The sequence below is a fragment of the Streptomyces sp. NPDC023838 genome (assembly GCF_040639555.1).
Lineage (GTDB): Bacteria > Actinomycetota > Actinomycetes > Streptomycetales > Streptomycetaceae > Streptomyces.
The window spans coordinates 156,652-172,637 of record NZ_JBFAAD010000010.1; the positions used below are offsets into that span (position 1 = coordinate 156,652).

General features: G+C 70.0%; 13 protein-coding genes and 1 other RNA gene. 3 read left to right on the forward strand and 11 right to left on the reverse strand.

Annotation, left to right across the window (positions count from 1 at the left end; all coding sequences use genetic code 11):
- Positions 1 to 143 precede the first annotated feature (143 nt).
- The 4 genes from AB0G17_RS15570 to AB0G17_RS15585 all read right to left on the reverse strand — a co-directional run bounded on the left by AB0G17_RS15570 (position 144) and on the right by AB0G17_RS15585 (position 5,836).
- On the reverse strand, positions 144 to 1,298 hold the full coding sequence (locus tag AB0G17_RS15570) for an acyltransferase (RefSeq protein WP_361381745.1): 1,155 nt from the start codon (positions 1,296 to 1,298) through the stop codon (positions 144 to 146).
- 353 nt (positions 1,299 to 1,651) lie between these two features.
- Positions 1,652 to 3,781: a bifunctional polysaccharide deacetylase/glycosyltransferase family 2 protein gene (locus AB0G17_RS15575; RefSeq protein ID WP_361381560.1), complete on the reverse strand. Its 2,130-nt coding sequence runs from the start codon at positions 3,779 to 3,781 to the stop codon at positions 1,652 to 1,654.
- A gap of 74 nt (positions 3,782 to 3,855) precedes the next feature.
- Positions 3,856 to 4,593: a hypothetical protein gene (locus AB0G17_RS15580; protein ID WP_361381563.1), complete on the reverse strand. Its 738-nt coding sequence runs from the start codon at positions 4,591 to 4,593 to the stop codon at positions 3,856 to 3,858.
- 283 nt (positions 4,594 to 4,876) lie between these two features.
- Positions 4,877 to 5,836, reverse strand: coding sequence for a LysR family transcriptional regulator (locus tag AB0G17_RS15585; protein WP_361381566.1), 960 nt, complete (start codon positions 5,834 to 5,836; stop codon positions 4,877 to 4,879).
- A gap of 99 nt (positions 5,837 to 5,935) precedes the next feature.
- Here AB0G17_RS15585 and AB0G17_RS15590 point away from each other — a divergent pair, with 99 nt between their 5' ends.
- The gene (locus AB0G17_RS15590) at positions 5,936 to 7,312 is read left to right on the forward strand and encodes an MFS transporter (protein ID WP_361381569.1); all 1,377 of its coding nucleotides are present in this window, start codon (positions 5,936 to 5,938) and stop codon (positions 7,310 to 7,312) included.
- A 160-nt stretch (positions 7,313 to 7,472) separates the two neighbouring features.
- On the opposite strand, the gene ssrA is transcribed toward AB0G17_RS15590, so the two are convergent.
- The 5 genes from ssrA to ftsE form a co-directional block, all read right to left on the reverse strand.
- Positions 7,473 to 7,842, reverse strand: a transfer-messenger RNA (tmRNA) gene (ssrA, locus tag AB0G17_RS15595).
- A 111-nt stretch (positions 7,843 to 7,953) separates the two neighbouring features.
- Positions 7,954 to 8,451, reverse strand: a complete 498-nt coding sequence (smpB, locus tag AB0G17_RS15600) for an SsrA-binding protein SmpB (protein WP_361381572.1) — start codon at positions 8,449 to 8,451, stop codon at positions 7,954 to 7,956.
- An 18-nt stretch (positions 8,452 to 8,469) separates the two neighbouring features.
- Complete coding sequence (locus tag AB0G17_RS15605) at positions 8,470 to 9,642, reverse strand: S41 family peptidase (protein ID WP_361381574.1); 1,173 nt, start codon at positions 9,640 to 9,642, stop codon at positions 8,470 to 8,472.
- A gap of 89 nt (positions 9,643 to 9,731) precedes the next feature.
- Complete coding sequence (gene ftsX / locus AB0G17_RS15610; RefSeq protein WP_361381578.1) at positions 9,732 to 10,649, reverse strand: permease-like cell division protein FtsX; 918 nt, start codon at positions 10,647 to 10,649, stop codon at positions 9,732 to 9,734.
- A 57-nt stretch (positions 10,650 to 10,706) separates the two neighbouring features.
- Positions 10,707 to 11,396, reverse strand: a complete 690-nt coding sequence (gene ftsE / locus AB0G17_RS15615; protein ID WP_361381581.1) for a cell division ATP-binding protein FtsE — start codon at positions 11,394 to 11,396, stop codon at positions 10,707 to 10,709.
- Between the two features lie 269 nt (positions 11,397 to 11,665).
- Here ftsE and AB0G17_RS15620 point away from each other — a divergent pair, with 269 nt between their 5' ends.
- A complete protein-coding gene (locus AB0G17_RS15620; RefSeq protein WP_361381584.1) occupies positions 11,666 to 11,857 on the forward strand; it encodes a hypothetical protein in 192 nt (63 codons plus the stop codon).
- A gap of 160 nt (positions 11,858 to 12,017) precedes the next feature.
- Here the strand turns inward: AB0G17_RS15620 and AB0G17_RS15625 are convergent, their stop codons facing one another.
- Positions 12,018 to 13,064 (reverse strand): hypothetical protein, encoded by a 1,047-nt coding sequence (locus AB0G17_RS15625; protein WP_361381587.1) that lies wholly within the window; start codon positions 13,062 to 13,064, stop codon positions 12,018 to 12,020.
- Between the two features lie 296 nt (positions 13,065 to 13,360).
- Positions 13,361 to 14,464 carry a peptide chain release factor 2 gene (gene prfB / locus AB0G17_RS15630; protein WP_361381589.1) on the reverse strand — a complete coding sequence of 368 codons (1,104 nt, stop codon included), beginning with the start codon at positions 14,462 to 14,464 and terminating at the stop codon, positions 13,361 to 13,363.
- Between the two features lie 675 nt (positions 14,465 to 15,139).
- On the opposite strand from prfB, the gene AB0G17_RS15635 reads away from it, so the two are divergent.
- Complete coding sequence (locus AB0G17_RS15635; protein ID WP_361381592.1) at positions 15,140 to 15,952, forward strand: DUF3710 domain-containing protein; 813 nt, start codon at positions 15,140 to 15,142, stop codon at positions 15,950 to 15,952.
- The last annotated feature ends 34 nt before the right edge of the window (positions 15,953 to 15,986 follow it).

Sequence of the window (15,986 nt, forward strand, 5' to 3'; positions counted from 1 at the left end):
TGGGGGTGGCGGAACCCGGGGAGTCCGCAGTCGCACAGGGGGCTGAGGACGATCCACCGCTGTCGAAGCTCGCCGTCGCTGAACGTGCGAGGAGGGGCCCGGACGACGTGTCGTCCGGGCCCCTCCTCGTGTTCCTCACGCGCTCAGCGCTTCGCCCCTGCGGACCTGCCGTCCGGCCACAGTCTGGGGCTGCGCTTGGCGGCCACGTCCTCGATCCAGCCGAAGCTCAGGACGCACAGGCCGATCAGTGCCCAGGTGAAGGCGAGCACCGGCCAGGGGCTGTCCAGGAGCCAGGAGACGCTCTCGCCCAGGTTGCCGACGCCCCACAGCTGGTCCCACATCGTCGCCGCGGCCAGGATGCACACGTTGTGCCAGAGGTAGACCGTCACCGCGCGCGAGTTGAGCAGGGTGATCAGCCGGTCCCAGCGGCGCAGCTTCGGCGGCCACTGCGACCACGACGGGCTGAAGTGGAGCAGCAGCAGGACCGCGCCGAACGACCAGAGCGCCTGGGCGAGCGGGATGCCGTCCAGTTCGTTCTCGCCCCCGAAGCCGTTCCGCATGGCCCACCAGAGGCCGACGCCGAGGATGAACGGGGCCACCGCGGGAACGATGTAGCGCGGAACGCGGCTCAGGACGCCCTCCTGGTGGGCCATGCCCAGGACCCAGCACGCGCCGAACGTGGAGAAGTCGGTGATTGTGGAGTCGATCCGCTCCGGAAGGTCGAAGCTGCCGTACGTCAGGACGGCCGAGAGCACCAGCGGCGTCAGGATCGTCGTCCACGGCACCTTGCGCAGATACCGCAGGATCAGCGGCGACAGCAGGACGTACCAGAGGTAGGCCCGCAGGTACCAGAGCGGCTCGGCGACGTTGCCCGCCCAGGAGCCGTCCAGGAAGCCGTGGACGCCGGGGAGGTCCGCCGCGAACGGCGGGTCGCTCAGCGGGACGATCCAGAAGAGGAGGTGGGTCCACCACCAGCCCGGATGGCCGTCCGCGTCCGGGCCCCAGCCCTGGGCGATCATGCCGGTGACGCCGATCGCGCCCAGCAGCCACATCGGCGGCAGCAGGCGCCGCATCCGGCTGCGGATGACCTGCGGGGCCGGGCGCTTGAGGGAACGGCCCATGAGGTTGCCGGCGAGCGCGAACATCACGCCCATGGAGGGGAAGGCCAGCGGCAGCCAGGCCCAGCCCATCAGGTGGTAGAGGACGACACGGAACAGGGCCAGGGCCCTGAGCAGGTCGAAGTAGCGGTCCCGGCCGGGCGCGCGCGGCGCGGGGGCGGCCTCCGCCTGGTGGCGCAGAACCGCCGCGGGCGGCGACAGGTAGCGGGCCTCCTCCCCCGGTGCCTCGGCGTCGTACGAGCCCGGCTGCGCCCGTGCACCCGTCGGCTCGTACGGCCCCGGCTGCGACCCCCGACCCGTCGGCTCGGTGGGACCGGGCTGCGGCCCTGCACCCGTCGGCTCGGTGGGACCGGGCTGCGGCCGTACACCCGCCGGCTCGGTCGGCCCCGGCTGCGGCCAGGCGGCGCCGCTGGGGTCGCTCGGCGCCTGCTGCGGCCAAGCGCCGCCGGGCGCGTTCGGTCCCGGCTGCGGCCAGGCGCCGCCGGAGGCGTTCGGTCCCGGCTGTGGCCAGGCGCCCGTGGGCTCGGTGGTGGTCATGCGACGGGCCTCCGGTCGATGTTCTCCTTGCTGCCGCGCTGCGTGGGGATGCCTCCCGGCGCCTCCACGACGCCCGTCCGCCGTAGCTTCTGCCACCGCAGCCGGCCACCCGTGAGGGCCGTGATCCAGGACTGCAGGAGCACCACGTACATCAGCTGGCGGTACAGGATCTGCTGAAGGGGCAGCGAGATCAGGTGGGTGAGGCGTTCGCGGTCCAGGCGGAACGCGTAGGCCGCGCACACCAGTTGGATCGCCAGTACGCCCAGCCACGCCAGCACCGTCTTCTCCGTCGGGCCGAAGAGCAGGCCGTAGAGGAGGAAGACGTCGATCAGGGGGGCCAGCAGCGGGGCCAGGACCATGAACAGCGAGACCAGGGGCAGGCCCACGCGGCCGAAGCGGCCCGACGGGCCTCGCTCGAAGACCGCGCGGCGGTGCTTCCAGATCGCCTGCATCGTGCCGTACGACCAGCGGTAGCGCTGCGACCAGAGCTGCTGTACGGACTCCGGTGCCTCGGTCCAGGCCCGCGCGTTCTCCGCGTACACGACCCGCCAGCCGTCGCGGTGCATCGCCATGGTGACGTCGGTGTCCTCGGCGAGGGTGTCCTCGCTGATGCCGCCGACCCGCTCCAGCGCGGTGCGCCGGAAGGCGCCGACCGCGCCCGGAATGGTCGGCATGCAGCCCAGCACGTCGTACATCCGGCGGTCCAGGTTGAAGCCCATCACGTACTCGATGTGCTGCCAGGCGCCGATGAGCGAGTCGCGGTTGCCCACCTTGGCGTTGCCCGCGACCGCGCCGACCCGCGCGTCGCCGAACGGCTGCACCAGCTCGCGTACCGTCGACCGCTCGAAGACCGTGTCGCCGTCCATCATCACGACGATGTCGTAACGGGCGTGCCTGATGCCGTTGTTGAGCGCGGACGGCTTGCCGCCGTTGACCTGCCGGATCACCCGGACGTTCGGCAGCCGCATCGCCTCGACGATGTCCGCGGTGCCGTCGTTGGAGCCGTCGTCGACGACGAGCACCTCGATGGGGTGGTCGCTGGCCATCAGCGAGCGCACGGTGTTGGCGATGCACTCGCGCTCGTTGTACGCGGGGACGATCACCGAGACCGGCTCGGTGACCTCGGGGCCCCAGCGGAACCCGCGCGCCCGCACCTTGCGCGCGTGCAGGAACGACAGGATCAGCATCAGCCCGAACCGGGCGAAGACCAGCACGCCGATCACGGCGAGCCCGCCCACCAGGACGTCGGTGGTGTGCTCGGAGACCTGGACGGCGAAGACGAACGCCTTGCCCTTCCACAGGTCCATGCCGGAGACCGGGGTGTGCGCGCTGGGCGCGTTCAGGGCCTCGGTCAGATTCACGAACGTGTAGCCCTTGCCCTGGAGCTCGGGCAGGAAGGTGTCGAGCGCCTCCACGGTCTGCGAGCGGTCGCCACCCGAGTCGTGCATCAGGACGATGGCGCCCTTGCCGTGCTTGGGCGTGGCGTTCTTGACGATCGTCTTGATGCCGGGGCGCTGCCAGTCCTCACTGTCCGTGGAGTCCAGCGCGGTGATGTACCCGCGGCTGCCCACGTACTTGATCACCGGCCAGTTCTGGTCGTCGATCGCGTCCGCGAACGACGAGTACGGCGGCCGGAAGAGGGAGGTGCGGATACCGGCGGCGCCTTCGAGGGCCAGCTGGTTCTGCGCGAGCTCCCAGTCGATGCGGGCGTGCGACTGGTAGGAGAGGTCGGGGTGGTTGAAGGTGTGCAGCCCGACCTCGTGGCCCTCGTCGACCATCCGCTTGACCAGGTCGGGGTAGCGGGCGGCGTTTGCTCCGGTGACGAAGAAGACGCCGTGCGCGTGGTACTTCTTCAGCTGGTCGAGCACCTTCGGGGTCCAGGTGGGGTCCGGGCCGTCGTCGAAGGTGAGCACCAGTTTGTGCTTGGGGATGTCGAGGCTCGTGGGCTTGCCCGTGCCCCGCGCGTCGATGACCGGGCCGCCGTCCAGGATGTGCTCGGGCACGGTGTCGGTGGACGCGTCCGGGCGGATGCGGTGGTCGGCGAGTATCTCGTTGTGGACGTACCCGCGCAGCATCAGCATCGCGAAGAGGGCGACGAGGAAGAGCAGGGGCAGCAGATAGCGCATCGGCAGTCTGCGGCGTCTCGGCTGACGAGCGGTCGAGGCGGAAGTCGTACGACGAATCGTACGGCGAGGGGCTTTCACGTACTGGCTCCAGAGTGCGGAGTCGGCTTCGTCGACAGGCCCGTCGGGCTGCCGGACGAACCGGTGGGGAGGCCGGGGCCCGCCGAGTGGCCGCCGGTGGTCGGCTTCGCGGTCTGCGAGGTGCCGGGGTGCGGGGAGGCGTTGGTGGGCTTGGCGGGGTGGTGGGACTTGCCCGGCTTGGGGGTGCCGGTGGCCTTGGCTCGCCCGGAGCCGCCGGCCGAGGGGCGCACCTTGTCCTTGGCGGGGACGCCGGGCTTGGTGCCGGGGTGGGGGGTGCGGGACTCGGCGGGAGCCGGGGTGACCTGGACCGTCTCCGTCTTCTTCTCCTTGGCGGCGGGCCCGGGTATGCCGAGCCAGGGCGCGCGGGAGCTGCCGCCGAGCAGACTGCCGACGAGCATTACGGCATAGCAGGTACATGCCAGGCCGAAGACCCAGCCGAGCCGGCGCAGGTTCTTGCCACGGCGGCCGCTCTCGTCCACGAAGACGGGGCCGTCGGGGTCACCGGCGGGAACCGGGGCCTGTGCCAGGTCCTGAGCCGGGAAGGGAGCCTGCGCCGGGAAGGGGATCTGGGACGGGACCTGGGCCTGGAACGGGACCTGAGCCCAGACCTGGGTCTGTTCCCGTGTGTCGATCTGGTCCTGGGTCCGGCCCTGGGGCCGGTTCTGCGTCCCGTCCTGAGTCCGGTCCTGTGCCTGGGGGTTGCCCGGCAGGCGTCCGGCGACGTTCAGTTCCATCGTGAGGTCGTCGAGAGGCCTACGGGGCTCCTCGAACGGGTTCCGGGATCGCCCCTGCGGGGCATCTTTTCGCCAATTGTCCACTTTGCGTACGCACTTCCCCACTGGATGATTCGCGGGTTGCGCGCACTCCTCTAGCGGGCACTGCGTTCCGGACCGGGTCCCCACCCGTTCCACGCACCCCCACTACCACACCGCACCCGGGGAATGAATGTAGCGCACGCTGCTGTGAGCCATGTTCATACGCCAAGTGTTGTTCCTCAACTGGAACACCAGAGTGGCATCAGTGAGACATGAGAGACAGATCCGCCTCCGGAAGCCAGCTGTCAGGGGGCAATTCGAGCCACCCGGCGGCCTTTCCCATCCGGCGGGCCACCTCCCTGAGGACCTCCAGACCGGGGTGCCTGAGCCCCTTGCGCCACACCAGCGACACGGGGGACAGCGGTACGGGAGCGGTCAGCGGCCGCAGCACCATCCCGGGTATCTCCAGGAAGTCGGTGCTGACCAGCACCGACCAGCCGCGCCCCAGCACCACCCGGACGAACTCGTCCTTCCCGGAGATCTCCGGGAAGGGCGCGGCCAGTTCCGCACCCCGCCCCGCGACGAGCCGCGCGGCCAGATCCGTCCACTCGGCGGTGGCCGGATTGCCCGCGGCCGCGTACAGCGTCTCGCCCGCGAGCGCGTCCACCGGCACCTCCTCCAGACGCGCCAGCCGGTGGCCGTCGGGGAGCAGCACCGCCATCCGCTCGTACCGCACCGGCTGGTGCGAGAGACCGGCGAGGACCGACGGGCCGAGCCCGGCGACCCGGCCGAAGGAGACGTCGAGGCGTCCGGCGAGGATGTCGGCGGCGGCCCCGGTGAGCCCGCTCAGATAGCGCGCCACGAACTCCTGCCCGGCCGCCGCCTCGCGGGCCCCCATCAGCACCCGGTGGCCGGTGCCGACCGGGGCGCTGATGTCGACGAGCAGCGGACGCGCCTCGGCCGCCCAGCCAGCCCGCAGCTCGTCGTGCGCCGCGAGCACCCGCCGCGCGTACGGCAGCAGCCGCTCGCCGTCGGCGGTGAGCTCCACCGCGCGGGTGGTCCGTACGAACAGCTCGGTGCCCAGGTCGCGTTCGAGCCGCCGCACGTCCCGGCTCAGCGCCTGCTGGGCGACGAAGAGCCGGGCGGCGGCCCGGGTGAAGTGCAGCTCGTCGGCGACGGCGGTGAACGCGCGCAGCAGCCGGGGGTCGATGTCCTGGGTCACGGACGGCAGTCAACCGCACGGGCGTTGACAACGGAAGTGCGTGAATGGCCTCTGATCAGGTGTTGGACGCCCGCGCCCCGGTCCGGGGAGGCTCGGGGCATGCCGCAACTGATGACCGTCTCGGGTTCGACCCTGGTGCTCGCCGGACCCGCTTCGTACGAGAGCAGGTACGAGAGCACGCACGACAGCAGGGACGAGAGCAGGTACGAGAGCACGTACGACAGCAGCTACGAGAGCACGTACGAGCGCGCGTACGAGCGCGAGCCCCGCCGCGCGGCCCGCGAAAAGGCCGTGCGGACCGCCCCCTACCGTCGCCTCTTCGCCGTCCCGGGCGCGCGGGCCTTCACCCTGGGCAACCTCGTCGCCCGGCTTCCCATGGGCATGTTCAGCGTGAGCGCCGTGATCATGATCGCCGGGTCGCGCGGCTCGTACGCCCTCGCCGGAGCCGTCACCGCCACGGGCCTCGGCGCGACCGCCCTGGTCGCGCCCTGGACGGCCCGCCTGGTCGACCGCCACGGCCAGGCCCGGGTCGCCATGCCCGCCACCGCGATCGCGGTGCTGGGTTCACTGGCGCTGCTGCTCTGCGTACGCCTCGACGCGCCGGACTGGACGCTCTTCGCCGCGTACGCCGCGACCGCGACCACCCCGAACACCGGCGGGATGTCCAGGGCGCGCTGGGCGCACGTCCACCGGGGCGACCCTGCGGTCCTGCACACCGCCAACTCCTTCGAGCAGGCCGTGGACGAGCTGTGTTTCATGCTCGGCCCGGTGGCCGCCGCGTTCCTCTGCACGGCCCTGTTCCCGGAGGCGGGCACGCTGCTGGGCGCGGTGCTCCTGATGACGGGCATGCTGATCTTCTCGGCCCAGCGCTCCACGGAACCGCCGGTGGCCCCGCGCACCACCACCCGCTCGCCCCTGCGCTCCCCCGGCCTCGCTCCGCTGCTCGCCGTCTTCCTCGCCACGGGCGCGGTGTTCGGCTCGATGGAGGTGGTGACCCTGGCGTACGCGTCCGGGCTCGGCCACGGTCCGTCGGGCGGCGCGGTCCTCGCCCTCCAGGCGGCCGGGTCGGGTGCGGCCGGGCTGGTCTACGGCTCGGTGCGGCCGGCGCGTTCTCTCTCCCGGCGGCTGCTGGTGTGCGTCGGCGCGATGACGGCGCTGATGTGCCTGCCGCTGCTGGCGGCCCGTACGGGTTCGCTGGCGGTCCTGGCCGGGGCCCTGCTGCTCGCGGGCGCGGCGACCGCGCCGACCATGGTCACCGGGATGACCCTGGTCCAGCGCGTCACGCCCGAGGGCCGCCTCAACGAGGGGATGACCCTGGCGGTCACCGCGATCCTGGGCGGCATAGCCCTGGGCTCCGCCACGGGCGGCTGGCTGACCGACCACACCTCCGCCCCGACGGCGTACCTCGCCCCGGTCTGCGCGGCGGGGGCGGCGCTGGTGGCTTGCGCGGCGGGGGTGGGGCGGCGTCGGGCGTGAGGCGTGGGTGCGCGGGTGCGTACGACGAAGGCCCGGTCGCTGTCGTAGCGGCCGGGCCTTCGTCTCACATGGGATGACGGGGTCTGGGGGCCATGCCCCCAGAAGCAGAACGCGACGGATCATGCTCGCGCGGTCGGCGAGCAGGATCCGCCCATCCGTCTCGTGGAGATGGCGGGAATCGAACCCGCGTCCAACGGTGCAGAATCAGGGCTTCTCCGTGTGCAGTTCGCTGCGATTTTCTCAGCCCCGGAGATCACGCGAACAAGTCTCCGACGGGCTCAGTCACTGTTTGATTTCCTTCTGGGCCCCGTGACCGGGCTCAGAAGTTTAGATCCCTTGATGATGCCAGGATCCGGGTCGGGATCACCCCCGGGCTGACACTTCGCAAGTCGCTACTTAGGCAGCGAGGGCGAAGGAATCGCGCTTGGTGTTGGCGATTATTGGTTGCGACATATGGTTAACGAGATCATTGCCGCTTCCTCGACACGCTTCCCCTGCTTCGACATCCGCTGTCGAAACCGATCATCCCCATGTTGATTTTTCAAATCGCGCACCCGCTGTGAGGTGCAGGCCCCATCGTACGTGACTGACGTGGCCGGGTGCCAGCGTATTACGGGCGGGCCGGGCGTGGAGGGCGCGGGCTACGCCCGCTGCCGCCGCCGCGCCGCCGCGATCGCCCGGTTCGTCTCCCGGGTGTCCTGCTTCTCCCGCAGCGTCTGCCGCTTGTCGAACTCCTTCTTGCCCTTCGCCAGCGCGATCTCGATCTTCGCCCGGCCCTCCTTGAAGTACAGGACGAGGGGCACGATCGTGTGGCCCGACTCCTGCGACTTCGACGCCAGCTTGTCGATCTCGGCGCGGTGCAGCAGCAGCTTCCGCTTGCGCCGCGCGCTGTGGTTGGTCCAGGTGCCCTGGGCGTACTCCGGCACATGGACGTTGTGCAGCCAGGCCTCGCCCCCGTCGATCTGGACGAACCCGTCGACCAGCGACGCCCGCCCCTGGCGCAGCGACTTCACCTCGGTACCGGTGAGCACGAGACCGCACTCGTAGGTGTCGATGATGTGGTAGTCGTGCCGCGCCTTCTTGTTCTGCGCGACGAGCTTGCGCCCGTCGCCCTTGTCCTTGTCTTTTGCCTTAGCCATAGTGCGGCCATTTTCGCACTACGACCGGCCCCCGAGGCCACTCAATACTGCTTGGGCCCGCTCCTGGGCCCGGTCGGTGACCGGTACGTCCGGGGTGATGCCCTTCCCGTCGACGCCGTGGCCCGCCGGGGTGCGGTAGTGGCCGACGGTCAGCTCGGCCACCGAGCCGTCCGGCAGGGCGGTCGGCATCTGCACCGAGCCCTTGCCGAAGGTGCGCGAGCCGACCGTGACGGCCCGGCCGCGGTCCTGCAGGGCGCCGGTCAGCAGCTCGGCCGCGCTCATGGTGCCGCTGTCGACCAGGACGACCAGCGGGCGGGCGGTGTCGCCGGCCCGGTCCGCGTACAGCGCGCGCTGGCGGCCGTGCACGTCGTACGTGGCGACCAGGCCGCCGTCGAGGAAGGCGGAGGCGGCCGAGGCGGCTTCGGTGACCAGGCCGCCGGTGTTGCCACGCAGGTCGAGGAGGACCCCGGCGCCGCCGGGGACCGAGCGGACCGCCTTGCGCACCCGCTCGCCCGAACCCTTGGTGAAGGCCGCCACCTTGATCATCACGTCGCCGCCGGGCAGCGCGCTCACCGTCACGGTCTCAGTGGTGAGTTCGGCCCGCCGCAGCGACTCGGTCCAGGTCCGCCCGGCCCGGTCCAGGCCGAGGACGACCTTGCTGCCCGGGGTGGCCCCGTCGCCGCGCAGCAGGGCGACGACCTCGGTGACCGGCAGGGTGTCGAGGGCGCGGCCGTCGATCGTACGGAGCCGGTCCCCGGCCCTGATCCCGGCGCGGGCGGCCGGGCCGCCGGGCTGGAGGCGGGTCACCTCGACGCGGCCGTCGGCGGTGCGCCGGGCCCACAGGCCCACGCCCGTGTACCGGCCGTCGAGGGCGTCCTCGAACTGCTCGTACGCGCTCTGGTCGTACACCGCGCCCCAGCGGTCGCCGCTGCGGCTGACGGCCTCGGCGGCCGCCTGCGTCACCGACTTGCCGTCGGCCACCGCCTCGGCGGCGGCCCGGGCCACGTCCGTACCGCGGTCGCGGGGCTCGGCGGCGGAGGCGGGCAGCACGTGCAGCGGGGCGCGGCGCCCCTCGGCCTGCGGCAGCGATCCGGTCACCGCGGCGGTCGCCAGGACGGAGACGAAGACCAATGTCAGAGTCGCCCCGCGGCGTACTCCGCGGGACCTGGGACAGCTGTCCGGACCTGACATGGCGTCGAGTCTAGGACAACGCGAGGGCGCCGCAGGGGCTGTTGCTCCCACGGCGCCCGGGGCGCATCTCACACGGAAAAGACCCCGCGTCACACCTTCAGGTACTTGCGCAGCGCGAAGAACGCGGCGAGGGCGGGCATCACGACGCTCGCCGCGAGCACCAGCGGCAGCTTGGCGAGGACCGCGTCCCAGCCGATGAAGTTGATGAGGTTCAGCTTGTGCGACAGGTCGAGACCGTGGTCGATCATGAAGTAGCGGCCGACGATCAGCATGCCGGAGGCGGCGATGCCGCCGAGCACGCCGGCGAAGGCGGCCTCCATGATGAACGGCGCCTGGATGTAGAAGCTCGACGCACCCACCAGGCGCATGATGCCGGTCTCGCGCCGTCTGCTGAACGCGGAGACGCGGACCGTGTTGACGATCAGCATCAGCGCCACGACCAGCATCACCGCCATGATCAGGACCGCGGCCACGTTCATGCCGCCGAGCAGGCTGAACAGGTTCTCCAGGATGCCCTTCTGGTCCTGGACGGACTGCACGCCGTCGCGCCCGGCGAAGGCGGTGGCGACCACCTTGAACTTCTCCGGGTCCTTGAGCTTGACCCGGAACGACTCCTGCATCTGGTCCGGCGTGATCGAACCGGCCATCGGGGAGTCGCCGAACTGCTCCTTGTAGTGCTTGAACGCCTGATCCGCGGACTCGTACGTAACGGTCTCGACGATGTCCAGCTTCTTCAGATCGCCCTCGATGTCCTTCTTCTGCTGGGCGGTGACGGCGCCCTTGGAGCACTTGGCGACGGACTCGGCGTCGGCCTTGTTGCAGAGGAAGATCGAGACGTTGACCTTGTCGTACCAGTAGCCCTTCATGTTGTTGACCTGGTCCCGCATCAGCAGCGAACCGCCGAACAGGGCCAGGGACAGGGCCACGGAGACGATGACGGCGAACGTCATGGTCAGGTTGCGGCGGAGACCGACGCCGATCTCCGAGAGTACGAACTGCGCGCGCATGGCGACTGGTTGAGCCTTTCCGTGCTTGTCGTGCTTCCGAGCTCGATGCTCAGCGCATCAGTGCTGGTAGCCGTAGACGCCGCGCGCCTGGTCACGTACGAGACGGCCCTTTTCGAGCTCGATAACACGCTTGCGCATCTGGTCGACGATGTTCTGGTCGTGGGTCGCCATGATCACGGTCGTCCCGGTCCGGTTGATCCGGTCCAGGAGCTTCATGATGCCCACGGAGGTCTGCGGGTCCAGGTTGCCGGTCGGCTCGTCCGCGATCAGCAGCATCGGCCGGTTGACGAAGGCCCGCGCGATGGCGACGCGCTGCTGCTCACCGCCGGAGAGCTCACCGGGGCGCCGGTCCTCCTTGCCGCCGAGCCCGACGAGGTCGAGCACCTGGGGCACGGCCTTCCGGATCTCCCCGCGCGGCTTGCCGATGACCTCCTGGGCGAAGGCGACGTTCTCGGCCACGGTCTTGTTGGGGAGGAGGCGGAAGTCCTGGAAGACGGTCCCGAGCTGGCGCCGCATGTGCGGCACCTTCCAGTTGGAGAGCCGGGCCAGGTCCTTGCCGAGCACGTGCACCTGCCCTTGGCTGGCGCGCTCCTCGCGCAGGACGAGTCGAAGGAAGGTCGACTTCCCGGAGCCGGAAGAACCGACGAGGAAGACGAACTCACCCTTCTCGATGTCGAGGGAGACGTCCCGCAGAGCGGGGTGGCTCTGCTTGGGATATGTCTTGGAGACGTTGTCGAATCGGATCACGGTGCACCACGGTCGCCGGGAATAGGTGTGCGTGACACTACGCGAACCGGCCTGGGCCGTGCAGGCACCGCCCGAGGATGTTCCGGGGATGCGCCTTATGTCCCGTTGACGGCGCCCCGCGGTCCCCCTCACGGGGGCAGAATCCGGCGGGGCGCGCCGAAACGCGCGGCAGCTGGCACAGTGGTAGGGGGAACGGTTGCGTTTCCCTGAGCGTTGAGCGGAGCAGTAGGTGCATACGGCGGCTCCGCCGCGCGGGAGGAGGAAAGCGCATGACCTATGACCGATTGGTGTGCGCGAACTGCGCGGCGCCGGTCAGCGAGGGCCGCTGCCCCGTCTGCCGGGCCAACCGCCAGCGGCTGCAGCAGGAAGGGCCCTGGGGCGGTCTGAGCCCGGCCGCGCTGGTGACGCTGCTCGTGGTGCTGGTGGCCGCGGTGGCGTTGCTGGCCCACCAGACCGTGTGACGGGGCAGACCGTGTGACGGGGCAGACCGTGTAACGAGGCACGGCGGCTTTACGCAGGTGGGGCCCGGGGTGCGCAATGCGCCCCGGGCCCCACTGTCGTTCTCTGTGCCTATGTGCCTATATGTCTAGGTACCTAGGTGTCGACTACCGTGCGTGTCGCTTACGCGACGTTACGGCCACCGACCAGGCGCGGCATGAACCGGAAGCCGACGCCACCGGCGATCATCGTCGCGGCGCCGAGCAGCAGGAACGTGGTCTCGCCCGCACCGGTCTCGGCGAGCTCGTCCTTGGCCTTGCCCTGCTCGACCGGCTTGGAGCCACCGCTGTCCGGGGTGGTGTTGTCCGGGCAGCTGGCACCGTCGAGCGAGACGGTGCAGGTGCCGGAGCCGCCGGTGCTGCCGGCGCTGGTGGAGCCCCCGGTGGCGGAGGAGCCGCCCGTGGAGGACCCGCCGGTGGAGCTGCCGCCGGTGGCGGTGGTGCCGCCGGTGCTCGTGGTGCCGCCGGTGGACGTGGTGCCGCCCGTGCCGGTGGTGCCGCCGGACGAGGTGGAACCGCCCGTGGTGCTGGAGCCGCCCGTGGACGACGAGCCACCGGTGGACGAGGAACCGCCCGTGGAGGACGAACCGCCGGTGGACGAGGAACCGCCCGTCGACGAGGAGCCACCGGTGGACGAGCTGCCGCCCGTGGACGAGGAACCGCCCGTGGAGGACGAGCCGCCGGTGGAGGACGAACCGCCCGTACCGCCGATGTCGGCGCCGCCGATGCCGCCGGTCGACGACGTCGAACCGCCGGTGGACGAGCTGCCACCGGTCGACGACGTCTCACCCGTGGTGCTGGTGCCGCCGCTGGACGAGCTGCCGCCCGTCGAGGACGTCTCACCGGTGGTGCTGGTGCCGCCCGTGGAGGACGAACCGCCGGTGGAACCACCAGTGGTCGACGAACCGCCGGTGGAGGACGAACCGCCCGCACCGCCGGTGTCCGCGCCACCGATGCCACCGACCGTGCCGGTGCCGCCGTCCGACTCGCCCTCGACGCCGAGGCCGACGTCCACACCGCTCTTGTTGGCCTCGGCCTTGGCGCTGATGCCGCCGATGTTGACGTCGACACCCACGGCCTGGGCCGCTCCCGCGGCGGTCAGGGACGCGCCTGCCGCGATCACCGCGCCCGCGGCTATCCGTGCAACGCGGACCCGCGTCATTTTGGTCATCTGCCTGCTACCCCCAGTAGCTCAATCGTCATGGAGCAGCGCCCGGGGGCCGCGGGACTGGGGGATCCGTTTCCGTCGCCCCCGTCACACGCGCCCCGGAAATACGCATGCCGCGCGTCACCCTTCCGCACTCCTGAGAATGACGTCAAGGCCGTTGCGTACGGAATGCCCGGATTAGTGGGACTTGCCCGTCGTACGGGGTTGCGACTGTGACGTAAAAAGGGAACTGCCGCTCACCGAACGGCAGTTCCCTTGTCGACAAAGCCCCGAAACAAAGCCCCGAAAAGGCCGGTCGGTTACTTCTCCTGCTGCTTGCGCCAGCGAATTCCGGCTTCCAGGAAGCCGTCGATCTCGCCGTCCAGAACGGCCTGCGGGTTGCCGACCTCGAACTCGGTGCGCAGGTCCTTGACCATCTGGTACGGGTGCAGCACGTACGAACGCATCTGGTTGCCCCAGGAGCTGCCGCCGTCCTTGAGGGCGTCCATCCTGGCCTGCTCCTCCTGGCGGCGGCGCTCGAGGAGCTTCGCCTGGAGGACGTTCATGGCGCTGGCCTTGTTCTGGATCTGCGAGCGTTCGTTCTGGCAGGAGACCACGATGCCGGTCGGGATGTGCGTGATGCGCACGGCCGAGTCGGTGGTGTTGACGCCCTGGCCGCCGGGGCCGGAGGCGCGGTACACGTCCACGCGCAGCTCGGACTCGTCGATCTCGACGTGGTCGCTGGTCTCGACGACCGGCAACACCTCGACGCCCGCGAAGGAGGTCTGGCGGCGGCCCTGGTTGTCGAACGGCGAGATGCGCACCAGCCGGTGCGTGCCCTGCTCGACGGAGAGCGTGCCGTACGCGTACGGCGCCTTGACGACGAAGGTGGTCGACTTGATGCCGGCTTCCTCCGCGTACGAGGTCTCGTACACCTCGGTCGGGTAGCCGTGGCGCTCGGCCCAGCGCAGGTACATGCGCTGGAGGCGCTCGGCGAAGTCGGAGGCGTCGACGCCGCCGGCCTCGGCGCGGATGTTGACCAGAGCCTCGCGTTCGGCGTACTCGCCGGACAGCAGGGTCCTGACCTCCATCTCGTCCAGCGCCTTGCGCACGGAGACCAGCTCGGCCTCCGCCTCCGCGAGGGTGTCCGCGTCGTCCATCTCCTCGGCGAGCTCGAAGAGCACGCTGAGGTCGTCGATCCGGCCGCGCAGGGTCTCGGTCTTGCGGACCTCGGCCTGGAGGTGCGACAGCTTGCTCGTGATCTTCTGGGCGGCCTCCGGATCGTCCCACAGGGACGGCGCGGCGGCCTGCTCCTCAAGCACGGCGATATCTGCCCTCAGCTTGTCGAGGTCCAGGACGGCCTCGATCGACCCCATGGTCGAGGAGAGGGACTTCAGCTCTTCGGATACATCGACGACTGCCACGGGTCCAGCGTAACGGCTGCGGCGACAAGCGGGCCCGGGCGGGCCGCCCGCGGGGCGGCCCCGCCTCGACGCGCGTGCCCCGGAGCCCGCTGAGGGGATTCCGGGGCACCTTGCGCGGTGGCGATCGTCCGGACTCAGCCGCCCGGCGTCCCGCACGGTGAAAGCCGCCTGCTCGGAGATCCAGCTGTTGACGTGCACGCCCTACGGCGATGGCTCGGGCCGAATCATCAACGAAGGGCCCCTCGACCCGCGAGGCTCGAACCCCGCGACCTGCCACAAGGGCCGCTGCTCGGACGGCACTGCCGTCGATGACGACAACGGGGCAAGGGCCACATCGGCCACTCGCGGAAAGCTTCGCAAATCACGACAGAGCACATCCTCCGCTGCACCCAAGAAGGCCGATGATCTCGCCCACGGGTGAGCCATCACACTCCTGACGGCCTCGCCAGCACTACGATTGCCACGGGAATGGCGGGATTCCGAATATGACAAAAGTTCGGGGGTTATGGAAATGAAAGACCAAGCCGTGCGTATCCTCACCCAGTTTTCCCGGGACGGGTTCATCAGCCCGGAGAGTGAGGCTATTGCGCAGCGCAGGGGGCGGAATCAAATCACTCCTGGCTCAGTCCTCGTCATGGCCCTCAGGATTGAGCTGAAGAGGACGGGCAGGATGCCGTGCAGATCGCCTCGGCGATGTCCCGGCATATCAGCCGGGGAGTCGGTCCGCTGGAGGTCCAGGAGATCATTGGCTTTCTCGCGGGAGCCGACCCCTCGCCGTCCACGGCTGGCGGCCCACGAAAAACCATCCTCTTGCGCGGCATAGTAGAAATGTTGTCTGCTCTCGTTGAAGAGCGGGGCCTCACCGACCCAGACGTCGATGAATTCCTGGCACTCGCCGAGGAGGGCTGTTACGAGGTCGCACGAAACGACGGCGGAATTGATGCGGCACGACGCGGTCTCGACATCGGACCCTGGTATGCGGGCGAGCCTTTCGTCCCCGCCGACGAGTATCTTGACCTGGGAGCACTCTGGATCCCCTCTCGGGAGGGAATCCAGATCGAGCCCATGTCCAGCGACTCGACGAGCGGGTGCGCAGACGTCACGCTTGTTCTCGACGGCACGGCCCTCCAATTGCAGGTGTTTCGGAGGACCGAGGACTCCACCTGGAGAGCAGTCCGCCACGACCTGCTCCGCAAAATACGTGCGAGTCACTCCAGGGCGTCAGAGACGCTCGGCCTGGCAGGAATAGAGATCGAGGCGAACCAAGCCGTGACGATGCAGGACGGCTCCAGCACCTTCATGAGGGTGCGTTTTCTTGGATGCGATGGTCCTGGCTGGTTCCTTCGCGGGGTTGTCACCGGAACGGGGGCCGAGCCGGAATCACTTGAGCAGTGGCCCTATGAAGTATTCCTGAACACAGTCGTCCAACCAGTCCCGCCGGGCGGCGGATCCGACACGATCCCACTGCACCCGCCCGTGGTTCCCTGACAGCCGTCGCGCCCCCGTAGCGGGGCGCGACGGT

Bases quoted from the DNA above. Each gene is read 5' to 3' on its own strand.
- AB0G17_RS15575 (WP_361381560.1), bottom strand. From the start codon at position 3,781: ATGCGCTATCTGCTGCCCCTGCTCTTCCTCGTCGCCCTCTTCGCGATG.
- AB0G17_RS15580 (WP_361381563.1), bottom strand. From the start codon at position 4,593: ATGGAACTGAACGTCGCCGGACGCCTGCCGGGCAACCCCCAGGCACAG.
- AB0G17_RS15590 (WP_361381569.1), top strand. From the start codon at position 5,936: ATGCCGCAACTGATGACCGTCTCGGGTTCGACCCTGGTGCTCGCCGGA.
- smpB (WP_361381572.1), bottom strand. From the start codon at position 8,451: ATGGCTAAGGCAAAAGACAAGGACAAGGGCGACGGGCGCAAGCTCGTC.
- AB0G17_RS15605 (WP_361381574.1), bottom strand. From the start codon at position 9,642: ATGTCAGGTCCGGACAGCTGTCCCAGGTCCCGCGGAGTACGCCGCGGG.
- ftsX (WP_361381578.1), bottom strand. From the start codon at position 10,649: ATGCGCGCGCAGTTCGTACTCTCGGAGATCGGCGTCGGTCTCCGCCGC.
- AB0G17_RS15620 (WP_361381584.1), top strand. From the start codon at position 11,666: ATGACCTATGACCGATTGGTGTGCGCGAACTGCGCGGCGCCGGTCAGC.
- AB0G17_RS15625 (WP_361381587.1), bottom strand. From the start codon at position 13,064: ATGACCAAAATGACGCGGGTCCGCGTTGCACGGATAGCCGCGGGCGCG.